The 22,454-nt window shown below is 58.1% G+C and carries 17 protein-coding genes; 9 read left to right on the top strand and 8 right to left on the bottom strand.

Annotated elements, in window-relative coordinates:
* The first annotated feature begins 83 nt into the window (after nt 1–83).
* Together QGH30_06320 and QGH30_06315 are read left to right on the top strand one after the other, a co-directional pair.
* A complete protein-coding gene (locus QGH30_06320) occupies nt 84–2,444 on the top strand; it encodes a M14 family zinc carboxypeptidase (protein ID MDP7021952.1) in 2,361 nt (786 codons plus the stop codon).
* A complete protein-coding gene (locus QGH30_06315) occupies nt 2,441–4,960 on the top strand; it encodes a FlgD immunoglobulin-like domain containing protein (GenBank protein ID MDP7021951.1) in 2,520 nt (839 codons plus the stop codon). The genes QGH30_06320 and QGH30_06315 overlap by 4 nt, the downstream gene beginning before the upstream one ends.
* Here QGH30_06315 and QGH30_06310 read toward each other — a convergent pair.
* The gene (locus tag QGH30_06310) at nt 4,957–7,425 is read right to left on the bottom strand and encodes a FlgD immunoglobulin-like domain containing protein (GenBank protein ID MDP7021950.1); all 2,469 of its coding nucleotides are present in this window, start codon (nt 7,423–7,425) and stop codon (nt 4,957–4,959) included. The genes QGH30_06315 and QGH30_06310 overlap by 4 nt on opposite strands.
* Nucleotides 7,426–7,726: 301 nt before the next feature.
* On the opposite strand from QGH30_06310, the gene QGH30_06305 reads away from it, so the two are divergent.
* From QGH30_06305 to fetB, 3 genes are read left to right on the top strand one after another with little or no spacing between them, the layout of a single operon-like run.
* Complete coding sequence (locus tag QGH30_06305) at nt 7,727–8,311, top strand: YceI family protein (protein ID MDP7021949.1); 585 nt, start codon at nt 7,727–7,729, stop codon at nt 8,309–8,311.
* 1 nt (nt 8,312) lies between these two features.
* On the top strand, nt 8,313–8,975 hold the full coding sequence (locus QGH30_06300; protein ID MDP7021948.1) for an ATP-binding cassette domain-containing protein: 663 nt from the start codon (nt 8,313–8,315) through the stop codon (nt 8,973–8,975).
* Entirely contained in the window at nt 8,972–9,775 is an 804-nt protein-coding gene (gene fetB, locus QGH30_06295) for an iron export ABC transporter permease subunit FetB (protein MDP7021947.1), read from the top strand. The genes QGH30_06300 and fetB overlap by 4 nt, the downstream gene beginning before the upstream one ends.
* Here the strand turns inward: fetB and QGH30_06290 are convergent.
* A complete protein-coding gene (locus tag QGH30_06290; protein ID MDP7021946.1) occupies nt 9,753–10,910 on the bottom strand; it encodes an acyl-CoA dehydrogenase family protein in 1,158 nt (385 codons plus the stop codon). The two genes, fetB and QGH30_06290, sit on opposite strands and share 23 nt — an antisense overlap.
* Before the next feature lie 116 nt (nt 10,911–11,026).
* Between QGH30_06290 and QGH30_06285 the strand changes: the two genes are divergently transcribed.
* A complete protein-coding gene (locus QGH30_06285) occupies nt 11,027–12,526 on the top strand; it encodes a glycosyltransferase family 39 protein (GenBank protein ID MDP7021945.1) in 1,500 nt (499 codons plus the stop codon).
* Nucleotides 12,523–13,758: a glycosyltransferase family 39 protein gene (locus QGH30_06280; GenBank protein MDP7021944.1), complete on the top strand. Its 1,236-nt coding sequence runs from the start codon at nt 12,523–12,525 to the stop codon at nt 13,756–13,758. The genes QGH30_06285 and QGH30_06280 overlap by 4 nt, the downstream gene beginning before the upstream one ends.
* Here QGH30_06280 and QGH30_06275 read toward each other — a convergent pair whose 3' ends face one another.
* From QGH30_06275 to QGH30_06250, 6 genes are read right to left on the bottom strand one after another with little or no spacing between them, the layout of a single operon-like run.
* Nucleotides 13,759–14,211, bottom strand: coding sequence for an SUF system NifU family Fe-S cluster assembly protein (locus QGH30_06275; GenBank protein MDP7021943.1), 453 nt, complete (start codon nt 14,209–14,211; stop codon nt 13,759–13,761).
* Nucleotides 14,208–15,431, bottom strand: coding sequence for a cysteine desulfurase (locus tag QGH30_06270; protein MDP7021942.1), 1,224 nt, complete (start codon nt 15,429–15,431; stop codon nt 14,208–14,210). The genes QGH30_06275 and QGH30_06270 overlap by 4 nt, the downstream gene beginning before the upstream one ends.
* Nucleotides 15,432–15,439: 8 nt before the next feature.
* Entirely contained in the window at nt 15,440–16,714 is a 1,275-nt protein-coding gene (gene sufD / locus QGH30_06265) for a Fe-S cluster assembly protein SufD (GenBank protein ID MDP7021941.1), read from the bottom strand.
* Complete coding sequence (gene sufC / locus QGH30_06260) at nt 16,711–17,466, bottom strand: Fe-S cluster assembly ATPase SufC (GenBank protein ID MDP7021940.1); 756 nt, start codon at nt 17,464–17,466, stop codon at nt 16,711–16,713. The genes sufD and sufC overlap by 4 nt, the downstream gene beginning before the upstream one ends.
* A 7-nt stretch (nt 17,467–17,473) precedes the next feature.
* Nucleotides 17,474–18,931: a Fe-S cluster assembly protein SufB gene (sufB, locus tag QGH30_06255; GenBank protein ID MDP7021939.1), complete on the bottom strand. Its 1,458-nt coding sequence runs from the start codon at nt 18,929–18,931 to the stop codon at nt 17,474–17,476.
* Nucleotides 18,928–19,389, bottom strand: a complete 462-nt coding sequence (locus tag QGH30_06250) for an SUF system Fe-S cluster assembly regulator (protein ID MDP7021938.1) — start codon at nt 19,387–19,389, stop codon at nt 18,928–18,930. The genes sufB and QGH30_06250 overlap by 4 nt, the downstream gene beginning before the upstream one ends.
* A 286-nt stretch (nt 19,390–19,675) precedes the next feature.
* On the opposite strand from QGH30_06250, the gene QGH30_06245 reads away from it, so the two are divergent.
* Both QGH30_06245 and QGH30_06240 read left to right on the top strand, forming a co-directional pair.
* Entirely contained in the window at nt 19,676–21,202 is a 1,527-nt protein-coding gene (locus QGH30_06245; GenBank protein ID MDP7021937.1) for an aromatic amino acid ammonia-lyase, read from the top strand.
* A 77-nt stretch (nt 21,203–21,279) separates the two neighbouring features.
* Nucleotides 21,280–22,434 carry a citrate/2-methylcitrate synthase gene (locus tag QGH30_06240; protein ID MDP7021936.1) on the top strand — a complete coding sequence of 385 codons (1,155 nt, stop codon included), beginning with the start codon at nt 21,280–21,282 and terminating at the stop codon, nt 22,432–22,434.
* Nucleotides 22,435–22,454 lie beyond the last annotated feature (20 nt).

Here is a 22,454-nt window from a genome sequence, read left to right as displayed (position 1 = left end):
CCAGAAACCTGCAAAGCGTTGTCAGCTCTCGTCATCCTATGGTATAATGAATATCGAAACTTAACGATCTCGGGAGGATCCCCATGCGTCTGGCCATCGTCTGCCTGTCAGTTCTGCTTGTCTTGCCCTCACTCGCACTCGAGGAATCACATACCCTGCTTCGATTCTACATCGAGTCAGAAGAGGATATGAACTACATCCTGATCAACCCCGATGAACTCGACATTACGGAGTCGGGGCGAGCCTGGGATTACTATGACATCGTCGTGCAGCGTGAGGACTACATGAAGCTCACTCTTCGTGGCAGCCGGATCGAGGTGCTTCAGGATGACCTGGAGAACTTCTACGCTTCGCGCCTGGACAGCCGCACGAACTTCGGCATCTATCACACCTACAGCGAGGCCATCGCCTGGATGGACAGCCTCCACATGCTCTACCCCGAAGTGGTCAGCGAGAAGTGGTCCATCGGTCAAAGCCATCAGGGGAACGATCTCTGGTGCTTCCGGGTTTCCGACAATCCGGAGCAGGATGAGGTGGAGCCGGAGCTTCTCTTTGACGGACTGCATCATGCCCGCGAGATTATGGCCTCGGAAATGCCCCTGATGCTGGCCGAGTACCTCGCGGAGAATTACGGGGTCGACCCGGAGATTACCTATCTGCTTGATAATCGCGAAGTCTACTTCGTTCCCATCGTCAACCCCGACGGATTCCTCTACAACGAGTCCACCAATCCGAACGGCGGAGGAATGTGGCGGAAGAACCGTCGCAATAATGGCGGAAGTTACGGCGTGGACCCGAACCGCAACTATCCCTACGAGTGGGGTCTGGACAGCGGGAGTAGCGGGAGCCCTTCGAGCGAAACCTATCGCGGTCCCTATGCGGCCAGCGAGCCGGAAGTGCAGGCCATGATCGCGCTGATCAATGACCATCAATTCGACCTTCGCCAGAGTTGGCATTCCTACAGTGAACTCACGCTCTATCCCTGGGGTTACACCACTGCCGACACACCCGACGAGGAACTCTTCCGTGACATTGCCGCAGAAATGGTCAAGTACAATGGCTATGCGCCTGGGCAACCCGGGGACGTTCTCTACATCGTCTCGGGCGGTACCTTCGACTGGGATTACGGCGCACAGGGTGAACACGAGAAGATCTTCGGATTTACCAACGAGATCGGTCATTCCGGCGACGGTTTCTGGCCGCCGGAATCCCGCCGCCAGCAACTCTTTGAGGACAATCTCTGGCCTTCACTCTACATGATCCAGATTTCCGGAAGCCTGCGCGCCGTTCAGTTCAGCCACAGCCCGGCTCCCTTCACGCCGGACTTCTATTCACCGGTCGAAGTGCAGACTATCCCCACGGGCTATGAGGGTACTGCGATTGACCCGGCGAGCGTCACGCTTCACTACCGTTTGAACGGGGGAGAGTTTGTTGATCAGCCGATGACGGCCACGGGAGTTCCCGGGGAATATGGATCCTCCATTCCCGCTCAAGCCGTGGGAAGCGTGGTCGAGTACTTCCTTACGGCAAACGATGTCGGCGGGCACACGGGAAGCAGCCCCTTCGGTGCGCCCCTGAATCTGCATTACTACGAAATCGGCGAGAGCTTCGAGCACACGATGGAAGCCGAACGAGGATGGACTGTGGGAGCTTCCGACGACGATGCCACGACCGGAGTCTGGGTGCGCGTGGATCCGGTGCCTACGGGCTGCCAGCCAGGTGACGACCATAGTGCCGATGGAACTCTCTGCTGGATTACCGGACAGCATCCCGGTGGAAGTGACGGGGCCAACGATGTGGACAGTGGAAAGACCACTCTCTTCAGCCCGAGCTATGACTTCAGCGGTGCTACTTCCGCAGTCTTCAGCTACTGGAAATGGTACTCCAACGACCAGGGTGCCGATCCGAACAATGACTGGTGGGATGTGGATCTCAGCAATGACGGCGGCAACAGCTGGATCTCCCTGGAACACACGACGACTTCGAGCAATGCCTGGGTGCAGGAGAGCTTCGACCTCTTTGACCATGTCGGAGAAGCAGGGGTCTTGCAGCTACGCTTCATTGCCTCGGATGAAGGTTCCGGCTCCCTGGTCGAAGGCGGCGTCGATGACTTCCTGCTCGCCGGCATCTTTGACACCACGGGAGACGATGGACTCAGCGTTTCCTTTGTGGACCGCCTGCATCAGAACAACCCCAATCCCTTCAATCCGAAGACGGAAATCCGTTTCAATCTGGCAGAAGAGGGTCCGGCTCTTCTGCGCGTCTTTGATTCACGGGGCCGGGTGATTCGGGTTCTTGCTGAAGGCGAGCATGCCGCTGGCGAGCACCTGCTTTCCTGGGATGGCAGGGACGTGACAGGCCACCCGCTTCCAAGTGGCGTCTACTTCTATCGTCTGGAAACGCGAGACCGTGTCGCCAGTAAGAAAATGGTGCTGATCAAGTGATCAAGAAGCTTCTTTTTACCCTCTGCCTTCTCCTGCTAGTGGGAAAGTTCGCGGGTTTCTTTGCGCCTGCAGAGAAAGCTCGCGAGCCGAATGCACGCCCCAATGAGTGGTTCTGGACACAGCGTGCCTGGCCCCATTCGGGTGTGAACCATGACGCCTGGAGACAGTCGGTCGAGGAAGCACGGAGGATGCAGGCGGAGTCAGGGCTGAATCGAAATGCCTGGGTGCAGGCCGGCCCGGACAACATCGGCGCAAGGGTAACGGACCTTGCCCTTCATCCCACGCAGGGGAATATCGTCTATGCGGCCATGGCCAGCGGGGGAGTATTCCGCTCAGTAGATACCGGTGCTAACTGGGAACCGATCTTTGATGATCAGCCTTCCCTGTCAGTGGGCTCCGTGGCTCTTGATCCCCAGAACCCGGAACGGATCTATGTCGGGACGGGAGAAGCCAATGCGGCCAGCCTGAGCTTCTTCGGTACGGGGCTCTATCGTTCTCTGGACGAGGGCCAAAGCTGGGAGTATTCCGGTCTGGAGGAAACGCGTTACATTGCCCGGATCGCTGTGGACCCCGGTGATTCCAATCGCATCTTTGCAGCGGGAACGGGAAGCCTCTTCAGTCCCGATCCCCATCGTGGCGTTTATCGAAGTGAAGACGGGGGCGACTCCTGGAGCCTGGTTTTCTCCCTGACGGATTCCACCTCCTGCATCGACCTTGTGATCAATCCCCAGAACCCGGATGAAATCTATGCCGCCATGTGGGAGCGCATGAGAGGCTTGACCTATCGCCGCTCCGGAGGGCCTTCCAGTGGAATCTGGCGCAGTCAGGATGGGGGCGAGAGCTGGTCGGAACTGAGTAGCGGTCTGCCCACGGACAGTCATGTCGGGCGTATCGGGCTGGCCCTCTGCGCCGAAAGCCCGGACATTCTTTATGCCATCTACGCAGACGACAGCAGCTATTTTGACGGCGTCTACAAGAGCTCAAACGGTGGGGACAGTTGGAGCCGCTGCAATGACTCCTCCCTTTCCGGCATGTACAGCTCCTATGGATGGTGGTTCGGGAATATCCGGGTGCATCCTTCAGACCCGAACCAGGTGTATGCTCTGGGTCTGTATTTCTATCGCAGCCAGAACGGGGGGCAGAGCTGGAGCGAGGTGGGCGGAAACATGCATGTGGATCACCACGCCATGGCCTTCGTCCCCGGCAGTCCCCACACAATCTTCAATGGCAATGACGGCGGTCTCTATCGAAGTGGAAACGGGGGAGACAGTTGGACGAAACTCGGTAATCAGCCGACCTCGCAATTTTATGCCATTGAGGTGGACTACCAGAATCCCGAGCGACTTTACGGAGGAACCCAGGATAACGGAACCCTGAGAACATTGAGCGGAGCCACGGACGACTGGGAAAGGATTCTGGGCGGGGATGGCTTTACCTGCATCGTGGACCCCGGCAATGCGAACCGGATCTATGCCGAGTACCAGTATGGCGGGCTCTGTCGTTCCACCAATGGGGGAAGCAGTTTCAGTTCAGCTACCTCCGGGATCTCCGGCTCGGATCGTCGCAACTGGTCGACTCCCGTGGTCCTCGATCCCAACAACTCCCAGACCATGTACTACGGAAGCTATCGACTGTATCGAAGCCTGAACGGAGCCTCCAGTTGGTCGGCCATCAGCGGAGACCTCACCGGGGGGAACCACGGTGCCAATTTCGGAACCATCACAACAATCGCCGTAGCTCCTTCCAATTCCAGTGTAATCTACGCAGGAACCGATGATGCGAAGGTATGGAGAAGCACGGACGGGGGCACAAATTGGGACTACCTTGCCGATTCTCTCCCCGAGCGTTGGGTGACGCGCATTGCCGTGGATCCTTACGATGAGGACATTGCCTACATCAGCTATTCCGGCCTGCGCTGGGACGAAGCGGTGTCGCATGTGTTCTGTACCACAAACGGTGGCACTTCCTGGACAGACATCAGCGGGAACCTCCCCGAGCTTCCCGTAAGTGTCATTCTTGTGGATCCGGACTTCCCTTCCAGACTCTATGTCGGTACGGATCTCGGCTGCTATTTCAGCGATGGAGGAACATTCTGGCAGGCACTGGGTTCCGGGCTTCCCAATGTGCCGGTGCTGGACCTGAAGCTTCATGAGCCTACACGCACCCTGATTGCGGGAACTCATGGCAGAAGCATGTTCCGACTGGAACTTCAGGATCCTACCGAGGCCGCCGACACGGCTCCCCTGCAACTGCAGCAGAACTATCCCAATCCCTTCAATCCGAAAACAGAGATCCGCTTTGACCTGGAGAAAGCGGGCCTTGCGAAGCTTCGGATCTACGATTCCTCGGGAAGGTGGGTTCGCAGTCTGCTGGAGGGAAGTCTTCCTGCAGGAGAGCATCGCCTGCATTGGGACGGTCGGGATCATCGAGGGCGGGACTGTGCGAGCGGCACCTATTTCTATCGGCTGGATACCGGCGTGAAACAGCTGAAGAGAAAGATGCTTCTCATTCGCTAGCGAGCCAGCGTGATCTTCAGGCTTTCCTTACGATCTCCCCTTCGAAGCTGTACGAGATAGGTTCCACTGGAGCAGCTTTCCCCCTGATCGTCCCTTCCGTCCCATTGCAGTGAATGGCTTCCGCTTTCCCGGTGCATCCGCTCGAACTGTTTCACTCTCTTTCCCTGAACATCGTAGATTTCCAATTCCATCAGTCCTGCTTCGGGAAGGCGGAAGTGGATCGTGGTTTTCGGGTTGAAGGGGTTCGGGAAATTGCTGAGGGCGAAACGCCCGAAGTCAGGAGCGTCCTCGCTTGCCGTGGGATCGAGATAGTCGTAGTCCCAGATACCGCGGCCGTAGGTGGCGTAGCGGATCACGCCAAGGGCGGGCACCGTCTCTACGCTCCAGAAAGTCGTAAGCGGTGCTTCGCTTCCTCCGGCATAGCTCCAGACTTCCGTGGCGGGGTCGAAGCGCCAGGGCCCAGCATCGGTAGCTGCGTGCAGGGCCTCTCCCGGGGATTCCAGAGCGAGTTCATAGACAAGTGTCGAGGGCAGGCCATCGGAAAGCGGGGTCCAGTGTTCTCCTCCGTCTACAGTTTGATAGACCGCCGGGCCGCTGTAGCCGCTTCCCGCGAGCCAGGCGACAAGCGGGTCGGTCCCAGAATGCAGGATGCCGGTTCCATAGAAATAGTGAGAGGAGGGACCTGTGTCTGAAGAGAGGTTCCAGTTTTCTCCACTGTCGCTGGAATGCCAGATGCGGCCTGTGTTCGTGCAGACAATGCGGCGGCTGAGATCCGCGGGAGAGATCGAGAGGGCGGTCAGATAGGATCCTCCAGCCACGGTGAAGTCCTGACTACCGGCGGTCCAGTCCACGGACATGACGCCATCCCAGGTTCCCCGGTGAAGGTGCTTTGCACAGAAGAAGACGGACTGCGAGTCCTCGGGGTCTGCGAGAATGAAGGGCAACCAGGAGTAGCTCTCATCGGCCGGGAAGTCTGCATCGTAGAGGCTCGGGTTTTCTTCGCCGACATGGATCAGCAGGAAACCCGGATAGACCGAGTAGACCCAGTCGTGGCTGCCGTTGGAAGAAGTCAGGTGTCCGTAGTCACCGCTCCAGATTTGCGTAAAGTCCAGACTGCCGCTGTCGCCGTTCAGTTCATCGCAACGCTGGTAGCCCTGGTCCTGGGCACCGGCGAGAATCCTCCAGGGGTTGAGCACGCTGGTATGGGTTCCGTAGTACTGGCTGACGCCCAGTCCCTCGAGCGAGATGTTCTGCACAACGGCCACATTGTTGATCCCCCGGTAGAGTCCTCCGTCCGTGGCGATGTACATGAGTTCTTCCGAGCCGGTCCAGAGGCAGTCGAAGCCGGGAAGGTCCGCGTGCAGGCGGTATAGAGGATTCGAGTAGTAGTCGTACCAGTTGTTGACCTTGTTGAAACTGCCGCCTCCGTCGAGGGACCGGAATAGCTCGACGCCACCGAAGAGAACCAGGTTCGGATTGACGATCGACGAGGCAAGGGTTTCCCAGAAGTCATCGATGTCGTAACGGTATTCCCAACTCAGGCCTGCATCCATTGAACGATGCAGGGTCCACTCCGAACCTATTTTTGTGGCGGCATAGAAGGTCGGCGCCCCGGCTTCGCTTCCGGCCAGGACCACCTTGCCAGGAGACGAACCGTGGATGAAACCGACGAAGTTCCAGTTTGCGCCCAGATCATCGCTGCGATAGAAACTCCGGGCCTTGGCGACATAGATGCTGCCGCCCTGCTGTCGGTCGAGCCAGAAGTCGCCGACCGCAGTGTTCAGGTGATAGATCTCGGTGTAGCTGCGTCCTGCATCTTCGGAGCGAAAGAGTTCTTTCCCGTTTCCTGCGCTGACGATCATGAGATAGACGCGGTCATTGCTGGAGAAATCGCGAGCCACGCGCTTGACCTTCTGGATACTGCCGGGCAGCCCGGAAGGCAGGTGCCAGCTTGCTCCTCCGTCCTCACTGTAGTGAACAAGACCGCCGTCGGTGACGGAGGTGATGACCTCTGTGCCGGAGCCGGCCACTGCCAGCCCATGGGAACCGCCGTAGAGATTGTCGGAAACCGGTCGCCAGCCCTGTCCCATCAGGCTGCCCTTCCAGACGCCGCCCTTGGAAGAGCCTCCGTAGAGGCTGTCGCCCTCCAAAGAAAGTGCCGCGCAGTGCATGCGCCCGGCGAGGTTGTGGCTGCCTCTTTCCGTCCAGAGATCGGTTCTCCGTCCCTTGCGTTTTTCCTGAAGGAGAAGACCGTTCGCCCGGTTGATGGCCTCCCAGTCCACGCCGGGAGCAGCCCGGTGCATCTGACGCATCCACTCCTTGCGGCCCTTTCGGTTCTGCCTTTCCGCTTCGCTGTCCAGGCGGTGTTCAGTGGGCATGGGCACGGCAGTGCTTCGATGCGAGTTCACCCAGACAAGGCCCAAGAGTGTCACGAGGAGGGCCACTGAGACGAGATTGCGTTTCATATTCCTCACTTCAGGGGAACGAGTTTTCTGGTTTCCTCTGCCGCTCCTTTAAACTTCCTCGGGCGATTCCGTGGGCTTCGGCAGCGTGGGGTTCAGGCAGAAGTGGTCTTCCGCGATGGCAGATACGGTAAGGAGAATCAGGATCGTCTGTTTCATGGTTTCCTCGGAGGATGTGGCAGAATGACTTGTCCATTATAGCAGGGCCATGGGGCTGAATCCACGGAGAAACGATCCACCCGGGTTTGACTTTCCCGGAAAGTTTCCGATCTTCCGTATTCAACCCCTCAGCAGGAGCTTATCCATGATTAGATTTCTGTGTCTTGCCCTCATCCTTGTCTCCCTTTCTCTCTCGGCCGCGGAGTACAGCATCGATTCCGGCCACAGTGAGGTGGCCTTCAAGGTCCGCCATCTGGGCATCAGCAAGGTGTCCGGCCGCTTTGACGATTTCAGCGGGACTGTTCACTGGGATCCTGCTCATCCGGAGGCATCTCGTGTGGATGCTGTGATTGGAATGAGCAGCATTGATACCGATAGTGAAAAGCGGGATCGCCACCTCCAGAACGAGGACTTTTTCGATGTAGAAAAGTACCCGGAGATGACTTTCTCATCGACTCGGGTCCGGGAAATCAGCGATGGTGGTTTTCTCCTCGACGGGGAGCTCAGTCTCCACGGAGAGTCGAAGCCGGTGACTCTGGAAGTTGAGCTTGTCGGACAGATGACGGATCCACGGGGCAACCTGCGTGCGGGCTTCAGTGCTCGCACGAAGATTGATCGCCGCGACTTCGGGATTTCCTGGAGCCGGACGATGGATGGAGGAGGCCTGGTGGTCGGGAATTTCGTGGAGGTTTCCATCGAGATTGAGGCCATTTCACGCATGGGGGAGTGAGTTGGCGAAGAACCTGGAAATCCGGTCATTCTCTGTGAAGGCCGGGGGTCAGGTATTAGTCGATTCTCTCAATGCCACGCTGCATCCCGGGCGGGGGCTTCTGCTGGAGGGTCCTTCGGGCTCGGGAAAGAGCAGCCTTCTGCGTTGTGTTGCAGGTCTGGACGACCCCTTCGCGGGGGAAGTCCTGCTGGACGGACGGGGCCCCGATGACTGGGGATGGCCTGCCTGGCGACGCCGGGTCCTCCTGCTGGGGCAGAAGCCTGTTTTCGTGGATTCCATCGTGGAGGACGCTCTTCGTCGTCCTTTCGCCTACAGCTCCTGTGATGAGGAGTTCTCATCGGATCGGGCGAAGGAACTCCTTGACCGGCTGGGCCTGCTTGCCTTCCTTCGTCGTCAAATCCGGGAACTCTCCATCGGGCAGCAACAGCGGATTGCCTTTCTGCGTTCACTCCTGCTGAAGCCGGATCTTCTCCTTCTTGACGAACCCAGCGCCTCCCTCGACCTGGCCTCCCGAAACCGCCTGGCCACCCTGATCGAAGATGAGATGAATCAAAGGGGAATGATGATTCTCCTGGCCAGCCATGATCAGGGTCTGCGGGAACGCCTGTCTGGTCTTTGCGATTCCTTCGCCGGGTTCCTTGGCCGGGAAGGAGGGGACTCATGAGGGAAGTCATTCCTCTCGGAGTCGGCGACCTGGCGATCGCTTCGACCCTGGTTCTCCTGGCGGGTCTTCTCAGCTTCTCTCTCAAACTCAGGCTGGAAAAACGCCTGGCCTGGGCGGCCTTTCGAAGCGTCGTGCAGTTGCTTCTTGTCGGCTATGTCCTTGAGTCCCTGTTTCAAATCAACCGGGCCTCGGCGGTACTGATTCTCGCTCTCTTCATGATTGCCATTGCCAGCCATGCAGCCCTGCGCCGCAGTAGCCGCAAGTTCTCGGGCGCCCTCAGTCTCAGTTTTCTGGCTCTCACCGCCAGTGCAATGATCAGCACATTGGCCGTCAGTGGAGCGGTAATCGGAATTGAACCCTGGTATCAGCCGAGGTACTTCATCCCGCTTCTGGGAATGGTGCTTGGCAATGGCATGAACGGGATTTCTCTCTGCCTCGACGAGTTTCTCAGCCGGCTGGATGAGGGTCGAGAAGAAGTGGAGATGGAACTAGCCCATGGTGCCAGCCGTTGGGAAGCCGCTCTTCGTCCCCTGAGAGAGGCGGTTCGTCGGGGAATGGTTCCGGTCATCAATGCCATGAGCATTGTCGGGATTGTGGCACTGCCGGGAATGATGACCGGGCAGATTCTCGCCGGAGCCGATCCGCTTCAGGCCGTGAAGTACCAGATCGTCGTCATGTTCATGATTGCGTCGGCCACCGGACTGGGGGCGACTTTCATGGCACTGCTCGCCTTTCGCAAGCTCTTCAACTCAAGGCATCAACTCTTGTCCGGGAGAATCAGAAGGCGGCCTTCCCCGTAATCTCCTTGCCCAGAATGAGGGTGTGGATCTCGTGGGTTCCCTCGTAAGTGATGATGGACTCCAGATTGCAGGCGTGGCGACCGGCCTGGTACTCCAGACTGATTCCATTGGCACCGAGAACCTGACGACATCGGCGGGCGATCTCCAGTGCCCGTGCGGAGTTTTCCCTTTTCGCCAGACTGATCTGAACTGCCGTGACCTCTCCTGCATCCTTCAGTTCCGCAAGTCTCTCCACGAGGAGCCGTCCCTGGATGAGAGAAGCAAGCATGTCGGCCAGTTCCTTCTGGATGAGCTGGTTTTCATCAAGGCTCTTCCCGAAGCTCACCCGATCCCGGCTGAAGTCAGCGGCCTCCTCCAGACAAGCCATGGCGGCTCCCAGAGTTCCCCAGGCGATGGAGTAGCGGGCCTGATTCAGGCAGGAAAGAGCGCTCCCCAGATTCCGGGTCTCCGGCAGAAGTGCCTCGGGTCCCAGGCGCACTTCATCGAAGGCGAGGCTGGCCGTGTCCGAGGCCCGCAGGCTCATTTTTCCCTTGATGGAGTCGGCGGTGAAACCCGGGGTTCCCTTTTCGACCAGAAAGCCGCGAATCCCGTCTTCGGTCATGGCCCAGACGAGGGCAAGGTCCGCCAGTGTTCCATTCGTGATCCACATCTTGCTTCCCTGAAGCAGCCAGTCGTCTCCGTCTTTCGTGGCACGGGTCTTCATGCCGCCGGGATCTGATCCCGAGTCCGGTTCGGTCAGTCCGAAGCAGGCGATCTTCTTGCCGCTTGCCAGTTCCGGAAGCCAGCGGGTTTTCTGTTCCTCACTCCCGAAGCGATGGATCGGGTACATGCAGAGGCTTCCCTGGACGGATGCAAAACTGCGAAGTCCACTGTCGCCCCGTTCGAGTTCCAGCATCATCAGTCCATAGGCGCGGCTTCCGAGGCCGGGAAGCCCATAGCCGCTGAGCGTGGGGCCGAAGAGACCGATCTCTCCCATGCGACTGGCAAGTTCCCTGGGAAACTCGCCCTTTTCCCAGAGTTCGGGAAGATGGGGAAGGGCTTCCTTTTCAACGAAGTCGCGTACGGTGCGCTGGATGATCCGCTCTTCTTCGCTGAGAAGGTCGTCCATGCGATAGAGATCGAGCCAGTGGGACATGTTTCCTCCTGATTGCGGAAGAGTAGAGCAGATTTCCCATTCGAATTCCAGTGTTTCAATTCGAGCTTCGGATTGACAGTCCTCCGGAGTCAAGATAGCGTGAAATGAGGAGGGAGATGTCAAACAGGAAATCAGACTGGATTCCCGAGCCCGGGCAGGGTCGCACTTTTCTGCTTCTGATGGCTCTCGGGGCCTTTCTCCGATTCTTCAGGATCGGACAGCAGAGCTTCTGGGCCGATGAGGTCACTTCTCTCTGGGCGGCCGGCTCCCGGGGAGCCTCTCTTGCGGAAGGACTGTCGGAGACCTTTCACGGACCTCTTCACTTTCTTGTCCTGAGCCTCTGGTCGAAAATCGGGGGCTTTGGAGAGGTCTGGAGCCGCAGTCTGTCAGCCATTACCGGTCTTCTCGCTCTTTGGGCCATCTACCTTCTCGCCCGCCGCCTGGCGGGTTCCCGCGTGGCGCTGTACTCCCTCTTCCTTCTTGCGATCTCTCCCCTCCATGTCTGGTACTCGCAAGAAGTGCGGAACTACTCGCAGCTCTTTCTATTTGCTCTGCTCTCGATGATCTTCTTCCTTCGCATTCTGGATCGCGGAGGATGGAAGAACTGGCTGCTCTTCCTTCTGCTTTCACTGGCGGGCTTTTTCAGCAATCTTGCGATGGCCTTTCTCATCGCCTTCCAGGCTCTATGGCTCTTGATCCAGAAACCCCGTCTTGCGAAAAAACTGCTTCTCGCCCTTGCTCTTCTTTTGATCCTGCTTCTTCCCTGGTTTTCCCAACTGGAAATCGGATGGCGTCCCGACATGGTGGGGAAGGCCGGGGTCGTGAGAAATGTGAACTTCCACCCTCTGGCAATTCCCTACACTCTGGTCGTGTACAGCGTGGGGGATACGATCGGGCCGAGCCGCAATGAAATGAACCGGGCACTTTCTGCCGATCTCTTTCGGCCCTTCCTTTACTACTTTGCCGCGGCGGGTCTGGTGTTTGTCTCTCTCTTTTTACTCGGCCTCCGGGAGCGATGGAAGAAGCCGGAAGGAGCGATGTTCTTCCTCCTCTGGCTCTTGGTTCCCATGCTGCTGGTGGCTCTTCTCGCCTTCCTCAATGTGAAGGCCTACAATGTCCGCTATGCATGGCTGGGAATGCCCGCCTACCTGATTCTTCTCGCTTCGGCCATCGCCTCCGGGCCGGCTCGCTGGCGATGGGCCTTTCTGATTGCGATCAGCGTCCTCAGTTTTTTCCCCCTTACCAATCTCTACGGCAACTCTCGCTATTGGAAACCGGACGCAAGGGAGGCCGCCAGCCTGCTCCATGAGAAGAGCCGCGAGGGTGACCTGGTGCTGGTCTATTCCATTACGGAACCTCTCGAACACTATTACCGGGGGCCCGGGGACCTGAGGGGACTCGACTGGGCCATGCCTTCAACGGACACCTTCCGGGAACGCTTCGCAGAATTCGAAAAGAACTATGAACGCGTCTGGCTTGTGGACTACCGGGCCTGGTACATGGACCCCGCAGGAGAGATTCCGAAGACCTTTGAACAGAGTTGGTCCCTGTCCGAAGTTTTCCGGGTTCCCGGCATCGAGATTCGCTTCCTTCAGGGACGAAAGGAGAAAGAATGAAACGCTGGAGATGGGATCAATGGCTGGGTGTCATGACCTTGCTGGCCTTTTTGCTGCGCCTGATCTGGATCCTCACTCTGGAATCGCGGATCTTCTGGTATGACGGTCAGGAGTACCTGCGTCTGGCGCATTCCATCCTTTCGGGAGCCGGCTATCGGGATGCCAATGGCGATCCCACGGCCTACTGGCCTCCCGGCTATCCCTTCTTCGTGGCTGTCTCCGGGGCGAAGATCCTCGGTGTACGCTTGATGCAGGCTCTTCTGGGAGCCCTGACGGTTCCCCTGGCCTTTCTTGCAGCACGCAGAATCTTCGGTACGCGCCCGGCACTTTTGGCGGCGTTTTTTGTCACGATTTACCCGCTCTACATTTACGCGGCGGGTTCGTTTTATGCGATTTCACTGCAGACCCTGCTGATGCTGTCGGTCTTTGCCCTCTGCCATCGGGCTCTGGAGAAGGATCGTCAAAGCTCGGCTCTTCTTGCGGGGATCTTCGGAGCCTGGGCGGCCCTGACTTCTGCCTCGGCTCTTCCGGCTCTCTTGCTTGCCGCCGCCTGGCTGAAGACCGAACGCTGGCGTAGGGGTTCCCTGCGCCGGGGCTTCCGTCTGGCTCTGGTTTTCATTCTTCCCATTCTCTTGTCTGTGGGAGCCTGGACTCTCCGCAACCATCATCACTTCGGGCGTCCCGTTCCGGTCTCTCTCAATGGGGGCTATAACTTCTGGCTGGGTAATTCCCCCGGCGTAAAAGCGACGACAGGGAATCGCTGGACCGAAGAAATGCAGGAGGAGTTCGCTGAAATCTCCCTTGCGAATCCAGGCGAAGCAGCGCTGGATGCCGCTCTCTACGAGCGTGGCAAGGAGTATGTCGCCAAAGATCCAGCAGGGTTTGTGAAGCTGTCCCTGTCGAAGGCTGTGAATCTCTGGCGACTCTGGCCCGCGCCCATGACAGAGGATCGGCCGGGTCTGGATCTGGAGAAAGTGATCAGTGTCCTGAGTTACGGACTTCTCTTGCCCTTCGGATTATTCGGAGTCTTTCGTGCCTTGCGGAGTTCATCGGCGGCGCGCCTGGCCCTGCTCTTTTTCCTTTCCTACACGGCCCTGCACGCCTTTTTCATCGCCAAGTTCCGCTTCCGGCTTCCCCTCGATGCCATTCTCTTTCTCTATGCGGCGGGAGTCCTGGCGGATCTTGCAAGTCGCCTGGGCTGGGATTTTTGGAAGGAAGAGCCGCGGGCCTGATTACTCGGTTTTGGCCGCTTCCTCTTGACCGTCAAGGGCGTTTTCCAGCGTGTGCCAGGAGAGGGTGGCGCACTTGACACGCATGGGAAACTCCCGCACTCCCGCAAAGACCGAGAGCTTTCCGAGATTTCCCTTCTCGACTTCCTCGTCTTTCGGGGTGGTTGCCATCTGCACAAACTCGGCAATCAGTTCCCGGGCCTCTTCCTCACTCTTACCCTGCAGGGCTTCGGTCAGCAAGGAGGCCGAGGCCGTGGAAATCGCACATCCACTTCCTTCAAAGGAAAGATCTTCTACCACGCCGTCTTTGATTTTGAGAAAGAGAGAGAGCCGGTCTCCGCAGAGGGGATTGTGTCCTTCTGCACGGTGGCTGGCCGCATCCATGATGCGGAAGTTCCGCGGTTTTCGCCCATGGTCGAGGATGATATCCTGATAGAGATCCCTGAGTTCACTCATACGCGGAAAAACTCCCTTGCCTTGTGAAGTGCGTCGACGAGAGCATCGACATCCTCACTGTCATTGTAAAGTCCGAAGCTGGCGCGTGTAGTTCCGGGGACCCCGAAAAAGTCCATCACCGGTTGGGCGCAGTGATGTCCGGTGCGGATGGCAATGCCATGCTGATCGAGGAAGGTGCCCAGATCGTGGGGATGAATGCCATCCATAAGAAAGGAAATCGACGCGATGCGCTCCCGGGCTTCCCCGAGAATCGAAAGCCCCGGGACTTCACGAAGACGAAGCAGGGCTTCTTCCTGAAGCCTGAGCCCATGCTGATAGACTCTGTCCATGCCGATGCCTTGCAGGTAGTCGAGAGCTGCGCCGAGACCGATGGCCTGGGCAATGGGTGGCGTGCCCGCTTCAAACTTCGCGGGGATTTCCGCATACTGGCTCTTCTCAAAGCTGACCGAGAGGATCATGTCTCCGCCGCCCTGCCAGGGTTCCATCTTCTCGAGCAGTTCCGCTCGTCCGTAGAGCACTCCGATTCCTGTGGGTCCGTAGCACTTGTGCCCCGAAAAGGCGAAGAAGTCGCAGTCAAGATCCTGAACATTGACCGGCATGTGGGGGGCGGACTGGGCGCCGTCAAGAAGGACGGGGATCCCCTTCTCGTGGGCCCTGGCAATGATGTCCTTTACCGGATTGACGCTGCCGAGAGCATTGGACACATGGGCGAGAGCCAGCAATCTGGTTTTCGGACCCATGAGCTCGTCAAGACTGTCGAGAAGGAGTTCGCCCCGGGAACTCATCGGGATCACCCGGATTCTGGCTCCTGCCTCGGCGGCGACAATTTGCCAGGGAACAATATTGGAATGGTGTTCGAGGGCGGAAAGTAGAATCTCGTCGCCTTCGCGGAGCCTCGGGCGCAGAAATGCGCGAGCCAGAAGATTGATGCTTTCTGTCGTGCCGCGGGTGAAAATGATCTCGCGGCTTTCCCCTGCCGAGAGAAATACCCGCACCTTCTCCCTTGCATTTTCATAGGACTCGGTGGCTTGGGCACTGAGATCATAGACACCGCGATGGATGTTCGCATAGTCCCTTGAATAGAAGCGCGTCAGCGCTTCGATCACGGTTTCGGGCTTCTGGGTGCTGGCGGCACTGTCGAGGTAGTGGAGCCTGCGATCAGGGTCGGCGAGCAGGGGGAAGTCCTGCTTGCAGGAAAGGGATTCTGCGGGAGAGTTCATGGCATCTCCTAGAGGCTGGCCTCGATGGTTTCCCCCCGGGGAAGCCGTCGACGAAGTTCCGCACTGAGGGTCTGTCGTAATGGCTCCAGTTCCATTCGGTCGAGAACTTCACTGGCAAAGGCATAGGTCAAAAGGGCCCGGGCGGTTTCTTCCCCGATGCCACGACTTCTGAGGAAGAAGATCTGCGCGGGATCGAGTTGCCCCGTGGTCGAACCATGGGAACACTGCACATCGTCTGCGTGGATTTCCAACTCGGGGCGACTTTCCACGATTGCGTTTTCGGACAGAAGCAGGTTGCGGTTCTTCTGTTCGGCCACGGTGTGCTGGGCGCCCTGTTCCACGAGGATTAGTCCCTGGAAGGCTGCGTTGGCCTTGTCGTTGAGAATGCCCCGATAGTGTTCACGGGTCTTGCAGTCGGGGCTCAGGTGCTCAACGCGGCTTCGGTGCTTCATCCTCTGTTTGCCGCTGGCTAGATAGAGCCCGTCGAGCTGGCATTCGGCACGGGTGTCTTCCAGTTGTGCGAAGGTTTCACTGTGGAGTTTGGCTCCGCCGAGGGATACCTCGTAACTGCGATAGCGACTGCCATGGGATTGCCCGACGCCTGTCCAGGAATAGTGTTCTGCCTGTAGATTCTCCCGGCGGATCCGGTAGTGATCGAGACGGCTTCCCGAGGCGCAGGAAATCTCGGTCACGGCATTGCTGAAGTGAGACTCCCCGTTCAGGCTTCCGCTGCATTCTACCAGTTGCAGGGAAGCTCCCTTCTCCAGCCGGACCAGCGTTCTCGGGAACGATGCCTTTCCCGGAGAGCCGAGGAAGAGAAGATGCACGGGTTTTTCGAGAGAGAGATTTCGGGGAAGATGAAGATAGGCACCATCGTCGAAGAAGGCCGTGTTGAGGGCCACCAGAGCCTCCCTCTCGGGGCGGCAACGCTCTCCGAACCAGGGTGCCAGATTTCCCTCACTCAGGGCGCGACGGAGACTTCCCACCTTGACTCCGGGCGGAAGTTCTCCCGGACTGGACAGTTCTTCCCGGTAGCTTCCGTCAAGGAAAACAAGCAAATGGGAATCCCCGAATTTCCAGGCATCGAGCCGGGCAGGATCCAGTTCCGCGGGAGCGGAGGGGAGAGTGTGGCAGTCTTCATTCGGCTCCGCCCCTTTCGGGAAGCCAAGTTCCCGGAAATGGGCCATTCCCGCAGCACGGATTTCACGAATCCAGGAGGCTTCCCGGTTTCGGGTCTTGAGAAAGGCTTCGAAGTGCCCTTCGAAATATCCCGGTTCTCTCATGCCCTCTTTACCTTTTCGCTGATCCATCCGTAGCCGTTCTTCTCCAGCTCCAGAGCGAGTTCCTTGCCGCCGGTCATCAGGATGCGCCCGCCGCTGAGAACATGCACGACATCCGGTATGATGTAGTCAAGAAGGCGCTGGTAGTGCGTGATCACCAGTTGGGAGCGTTCCGGGCTTCGAAGGGAATTCACTCCTTGTGCCACGACCTTCAGGGCATCGATGTCGAGACCGGAGTCAGTCTCATCAAGAACCGCGAGTTTCGGTTCCAGCATGGCCATCTGGAAACCTTCATTGCGCTTCTTTTCCCCGCCGGAGAAACCGACATTCAGGGAGCGAATCATGAGCTTCCGGTCGAGTCCGAAGAGGTCCATCTTTTCCTGGGCAAGATCCAGAAAGTCCATGGCGTCCAGTTCCTTCTCGCCCCGGTGTTTCCTTTGGGCATTGATCGCGGTGCGAAGGAAATAGAGGTTGCTGACACCCGGGATTTCTACGGGGTACTGAAAGGCCAGAAAGAGACCTTCCCGCGCTCGCTCTTCAGGAGGAAGCGCCAGCAGGTTGCGTCCCTCATAGAGCACTTGGCCTCCGGTTACCTCAAAGGCTTCATTCCCTCCCAGGATCTGGGAGAGGGTGCTTTTGCCCGAACCGTTCGGGCCCATGATGGCGTGAACCTCTCCCGGCTTGATGGTCAGGTTGACTCCCTTGAGAATCTCTTTATCGCCCACGCGAGCTCTTAAATCACGAATCTCCAGCATCGTTCTCCTATCCAACGCTTCCTTCAAGACTGACACCGAGGAGCTTCTGTGCTTCCACGGCAAACTCCATCGGCAGTTCCTCAAAGACCTCTTTGCAGAAACCGTTGACGATCATGCTGACCGCATCTTCCGCTGCGATTCCCCTCTGAAGGCAGTAGAAGAGTTGGTCTTCTCCGATTTTCGAGGCGGAGGCTTCATGCTCTACCTTGGCACCGGGGTTTCGGGTTTCGATCACGGGGAAGGTGTGCGCGCCACAGCGATCCCCGATGAGCAGGGAGTCACATTGTGTGTAGTTTCTCGCATTCTCCGCCTTGCTCCCGATGCGCACAAGACCCCGGTAGGTCTGCTGCCCGCGTCCCGCCGAGATGCCCTTGGAGATGATCGTGCTCTTCGTGTTTTTCCCGATGTGAACCATCTTCGTCCCGGTGTCGGCCTGCTGAAGGCGGTTCGAGAGAGCCACGGAATAGAACTCGCCGATCGAGTCATCGCCCTTGAGCACACAGCCCGGATACTTCCAGGTAATGGCCGAGCCGGTTTCCACCTGTGTCCAGGATATCTTCGAACGATCTCCTGCGCAAAGCCCGCGCTTGGTGACAAAGTTGTAGATGCCCCCTCGCCCTTCCTCGTCCCCGGGATACCAGTTTTGCACCGTGGAGTACTTGATCTTCGCGTCCTTGAGAGCGACCAGTTCCACGATTGCGGCATGCAACTGGTTTTCGTCGCGCATGGGAGCGGTGCAGCCTTCCAGATAACTGACGGAACTTCCCTCATCGGCGACAATCAGGGTTCGCTCGAACTGCCCGGTTTGTGCCGCATTGATGCGGAAGTAGGTGGAAAGCTCCATGGGGCAGCTGACACCCGGGGGAATGTAGACAAAGGAACCATCGGAAAAGACGGCAGAATTGAGTGCCGCAAAGAAGTTGTCGGTGTAGGGGACCACCGAGCCCAGATACTTCCGGACCAGATCGGGATGTTCGCGAACCGCTTCGGAAAACGGGCAGAAGATGATGTCCTGCTCGGCCAGCTTGTCCCGGAAGGTCGTGGCGACCGATACGCTGTCGAAAACGGCATCCACGGCGACACCGGAAAGCCGCTTCTGTTCATCCAGGGGAATCCCCAACTTGTCAAAGGTGTCGCGAAGCTCTGGATCCACTTCTTCCAGGCTCTTCAGGCCTTTCTTCTTCTTTGGAGCCGAGTAATAGCTGATGGCCTGGTAGTCGATGGGTTCATAGTCCACCTTGGCCCACATCGGTTCGCTCAGGGTCTGCCAGTGGCGGAAAGCCTTCAGTCGATACTCAAGAAGCCAGTCCGGCTCCTCTTTCTTATCGGAAATCAGACGAATGGTCTCTTCGCTCAGACCCGGCGGGATCGTGTCCGACTCAATATCGGTGACGAAGCCGTAGCGGTACTCCTGATCGGCAATTCCTCGAAGAAGATCCTTCTCGTTCTGCTTTCTCTCACTCATTTGCGGGCCTCTTCACCATGGTTGCGGTTGCTTCTTGCCATCCCCAGCAGCAACTTGCCGCCCATTTCCGCGAGCTTCACTTCCCTGAGAGAGTTCAGGATTCGCTGGTTGACCTGTCCCCAGGTGCTTCGTGCGCTACAGCCGTCTTCATGTTCGCAGCGCTTTCCGTCATCGGCGGTGCAGTCGGTCACCGCCATGGGGCCTTCGATGGCAAGAAGGATGTCCGCAAGAGAGATGTCTTCTGCCCCGCGTGCAAGGCGATAGCCGCCCCGCACTCCACGGCGACTGGAGAGGATCCGGGCGGCGGCCAGCTTTCGAAGCAGCTTGCTGACGGTGGGCAGGGGGAGGCGCACCTCGTCGGAGAGTTCCCGGGCGGACCAGCTTTCCTGTTCCCGGTGGTCGGCGAGGAAGATCATGAGAACGACGCCATAGTCGGCCAGTTTGCTGAGACGGATCAAATCGCTCCTAAATCGTACCAGACAGGTCATGATTCTGTCACAAGTCTAGTAAAGGCTTGCCGGAATTGCAAGAGAGAAACCGTACCAAATTGGTATTGTATCGTTTGGGCAGGAAGAAGGCCAGGTACATTCTCAGAGGCACAACCCTTGACGCAACACGGGCGGGGTTTCATAATAGAGTCACGCGGAGCGTTCTGCGCTTGCTGCGGGGAGGGCGGGAGCGATTCACCCATTGTGCGTGAACGCCCGCCTTTTCTGTGCGGACGATTCTGAGAGGGAGAGTCCCATGTCTGTCGTTCTAAGCGGTCAGGATCTGACCATCGAATCCCTGGTTTCTGTTGCTCGTCTCGGTGAAAAAGTGGCACTTCATCCGGAAGCTCTCGAGCGCATCCGTCGATGCCGGGCCTTCATTGAAGAGCGCATCGAGGCTCGCGAGATCATGTATGGAGTCAATACCGGGATCGGGGAGTTTTCCGAGGTCGTGCTCGATGACGATCAGGTCCGGGAATTCCAGAAGTACCTCATCTACAACCACTCGGCCGGCATCGGGGAGCCTGCGCCGATCGAACATGTTCGCGGTGCCATGTTGCTCCGGGCCAATGTCCATGCCAATGGCCACTCCGCCTGCAGACCCGAGATTACCCAGGCCCTGATCGACATGCTCAACACCGGCGTTACCCCGGTGGTCTGCGAGAAGGGATCCGTGGGAGCCTGTGGCGACCTGGCCCCGATGAGCCAGATTGCCCTGGTCTTGATGGGAGAGGGGGAGGTCTTTTTCGAAGGTGAGAAGCTGCCCTCGGCAGAGGGTCTGAAGAAGGCGGGCCTGGAGGCTCCGGGTCTGGAGGCTCGCGACGGTCTGGCCACGATCAACGGTTCAAACCTGATTACCGCCATCGGAATGCTGACCGTCTACGATGCCGAGCGCTGGATCCTGCAGGCTGAAATCGCCGCCGCCATGAGTCTCGAGGCCCTGAAGGCCAACCTGAAGCCCTATGATGAGCGGCTTCACGAATTGAGGGGCTTCCCGGGTGCTGTCACTTCGGCGAAAAACCTGAAGAAGCTGATCGAGGGCAGTGACCTGCAGAGCGGGAAGGAAAAGACTCGCGTGCAAGATGCCTATTCCATGCGTTCCACGCCGCAAGTCATCGGTGCGGCCCGAGACCAGTTGCGCTGGACTCGCGAGCAACTGGAGATCGAGGCCAATGGAGTGGGCGACAATCCGGTATTCCTGCCGGAGGACGAGACCGTTCTGACGGGAGCCAATTTCCAGGGAACGCCGATGAGCATGCCTCTGGACCATCTCGGTGGTGCCATCACCATGGTCTGTGTCCTCTCCGAGCGGCGCATGAACCGTCTGACCAATCCTGCACTCAGCGCCGGACTTCCTCCATTTCTGACAAAGGGAGCGGGGATGTTTTCCGGCCTGATGCTCAGCCAGTACACGGCCGACATGCAGATCGTCGAGCAGAAGATCCTCGCTACTCCGGCCTACTTCCAGAGCATTCCCGCAGCGGCCGACCAGGAGGATTTCGTCTCCATGGGAATGAACTCCGCCCTGAAGACCCGCAAGATCCTCGACATCGCAGCCGGGGTTCTCGGGATCGAGTTCTTTGCCGCCGCACAGGCTCTCGATCTGCGGGACTATGATCCCGGGCAGGGCAGCCGGGCCGCAAGAGATACCATCCGCGAGGAGGTGGATTTCCTCGATGTAGACCGTCCCCTCTATCCCGAACACAATCGCCTGCAGAAAATGGTCTCGGAATGCCGGATTCTCGAGGCGGTGGAGAAGGTGACCGGCGAGCTTGATCGCTAGGCAAACCCCTTGCTATTCTCCGGGGATCTTGCTATTTAGTTCACATACGTTTACCACTGAAATAGGGGGGCTGGAAGATGGAGAAGGCGGTCGAATTCGCGCCCGGTCTTGAGGGCGTCATTGCCAATACGAGTGGGCTAAGCTTTGTCGATGGTCAAAACGGCAAGCTCTATTACTGCGGCTACGACATTGAGGATCTTGCCAAACACTGCAGTTTTGAGGAAGCGTCCTATCTCCTCCTCTATGGAGAGCTTCCCGACGCCGGGCAGTTGGAGGCTTTCGAGCAGGAGCTTCTGGCAGAGCGCTATCTGGATCCCCACCTGAAGAGCATCATCACCCTGACGCCAAGGGACGGGCATCCCATGGCCGTCTTGCAGGCTCTCGTCGCACAGCTGGCCATGCATGATTCGGAGATCGCCGACAAGTCTGAAGAGGCAAAGCGCCGCAAGGCCATCCGCATTATTGCGAAGATCCCTCTTGTCGTGACCTATTTCGACAACCTTCGCCGGGGAATCCGGACGGTGGAACCCCGGGAGGATCTCAGCCACGCTGCGAACTACCTCTACATGCTTCGCGGGGAAGAGCCCAATGAACAGGAGGCTCGTGTCTTCGATGTGGCCCTGACCCTCCACATGGATCACGGTTGCAACAACTCCACCTTTACCAATCGTGTGGTGACTTCTACGGAGGCAGACATCTACACCTCCGTGGTCGCGGCTCTCGGTTCCCTCTCCGGGCCACTTCACGGAGGAGCGAACGAGAAGGTCATCCACATGCTCGAGAGCATTGAGGAAATCGACGAGGTCGAGCCCTTCATCGAGGACAGGATTGCGAACAAGGAAAAGATCATGGGCTTCGGGCACCGTGTCTACAAGGTCATGGATCCTCGTGCGAAAATCCTCCGTCTTCTGGCTGCCGATCTGGTGGTCAATGACCCGGAGATGAACAAGTGCCTGAAGAAGGCCAACCACTTCTACGAGGTCGCGGAAGCCCAATTCCAGGCGAAGGGCAAGAAGGATCTCTGGCCGAATGTGGACTTCTTCTCGGGAGTTCTCTACAAGGCTCTCGGTTTGCCGAGGGATTTCTTCACGCCGGTCTTTGCGATTTCGAGAGTAGTGGGCTGGCTGGCCCACCATTTCGAGCAGATGGAGGATAACCGGATCTATCGTCCGCGTTTCCATTACACGGGGGCTCCTCTGGGGAGGGACTTTATTTCCACGGAGAAGCGATAGCCGGCCCTGTTGACATTGGC

This window comes from Candidatus Krumholzibacteriia bacterium (assembly GCA_030748535.1).
Lineage (GTDB): Bacteria > Krumholzibacteriota > Krumholzibacteriia > JACNKJ01 > JACNKJ01 > JASMLU01.
The sequence above is the reverse complement of the archived record's forward strand: the minus strand, read 5'-3'. Positions and strand labels throughout refer to the sequence as shown.

What these genes read in the sequence shown, in the direction of transcription:
- QGH30_06245 (MDP7021937.1), top strand. Translation starts at nt 19,676, where the DNA reads ATGTCTGTCGTTCTAAGCGGTCAGGATCTGACCATCGAATCCCTGGTT.
- QGH30_06285 (MDP7021945.1), top strand. Translation starts at nt 11,027, where the DNA reads ATGTCAAACAGGAAATCAGACTGGATTCCCGAGCCCGGGCAGGGTCGC.
- sufC (MDP7021940.1), bottom strand. Translation starts at nt 17,466, where the DNA reads ATGCTGGAGATTCGTGATTTAAGAGCTCGCGTGGGCGATAAAGAGATT.
- QGH30_06240 (MDP7021936.1), top strand. Translation starts at nt 21,280, where the DNA reads ATGGAGAAGGCGGTCGAATTCGCGCCCGGTCTTGAGGGCGTCATTGCC.
- QGH30_06305 (MDP7021949.1), top strand. Translation starts at nt 7,727, where the DNA reads ATGATTAGATTTCTGTGTCTTGCCCTCATCCTTGTCTCCCTTTCTCTC.
- QGH30_06310 (MDP7021950.1), bottom strand. Translation starts at nt 7,425, where the DNA reads ATGAAACGCAATCTCGTCTCAGTGGCCCTCCTCGTGACACTCTTGGGC.
- sufB (MDP7021939.1), bottom strand. Translation starts at nt 18,931, where the DNA reads ATGAGTGAGAGAAAGCAGAACGAGAAGGATCTTCTTCGAGGAATTGCC.
- QGH30_06320 (MDP7021952.1), top strand. Translation starts at nt 84, where the DNA reads ATGCGTCTGGCCATCGTCTGCCTGTCAGTTCTGCTTGTCTTGCCCTCA.
- QGH30_06275 (MDP7021943.1), bottom strand. Translation starts at nt 14,211, where the DNA reads ATGAGTGAACTCAGGGATCTCTATCAGGATATCATCCTCGACCATGGG.
- QGH30_06280 (MDP7021944.1), top strand. Translation starts at nt 12,523, where the DNA reads ATGAAACGCTGGAGATGGGATCAATGGCTGGGTGTCATGACCTTGCTG.
- QGH30_06270 (MDP7021942.1), bottom strand. Translation starts at nt 15,431, where the DNA reads ATGAACTCTCCCGCAGAATCCCTTTCCTGCAAGCAGGACTTCCCCCTG.
- fetB (MDP7021947.1), top strand. Translation starts at nt 8,972, where the DNA reads ATGAGGGAAGTCATTCCTCTCGGAGTCGGCGACCTGGCGATCGCTTCG.
- sufD (MDP7021941.1), bottom strand. Translation starts at nt 16,714, where the DNA reads ATGAGAGAACCGGGATATTTCGAAGGGCACTTCGAAGCCTTTCTCAAG.
- QGH30_06290 (MDP7021946.1), bottom strand. Translation starts at nt 10,910, where the DNA reads ATGTCCCACTGGCTCGATCTCTATCGCATGGACGACCTTCTCAGCGAA.